The 406-nt window shown below is 71.4% G+C and carries 1 protein-coding gene; it reads left to right on the top strand.

What is annotated here, in order from left to right:
• Positions 1-406: class I SAM-dependent methyltransferase (locus D9V41_RS16585; RefSeq protein WP_166376106.1), on the top strand; the 406-nt coding region annotated here is incomplete at both ends.

The following is a 406-nucleotide window of genomic DNA, read 5'->3' on the forward strand; positions in this document are numbered from 1 at the left end:
GCGATCCGCTGGGCCGGGTGGGGCACCGCGCTGCGGCCGGCGTTCGAGCCGATCCTCATCGCCCGCAAGCCTTCGCGGGCCTCGACGGTGGCGACCGTCCTCGAGCACGGCACCGGCGGCCTCAACATCGACGCCGGCCGGTTCGGGCAGGGCAAGTGGCCGACCAACGTGGCCCTCGACGGTACGCAGGCGGATGCGCTGGACACGCTGACCGGGACCTGGGACAGCAGCGATCCGGTCTCCCGGAGGTTCCCGATCTTCCGGTTCGAGCACAAGCCGGATCGGGAGGAGCGTCCGCGAGCCTTCGGCGTCTCCCACGCCACGGTGAAACCGGTCGGGCTGATGCGGTGGCTGGTCACCCTGCTCACTCCGCCCGGCGGGCTCGTCATCGAGCCCTTTTCCGGTT

Source organism: Aeromicrobium phragmitis (assembly GCF_003674095.1).
In the GTDB taxonomy this organism is placed as follows: Bacteria; Actinomycetota; Actinomycetes; order Propionibacteriales; family Nocardioidaceae; genus Aeromicrobium; species Aeromicrobium phragmitis.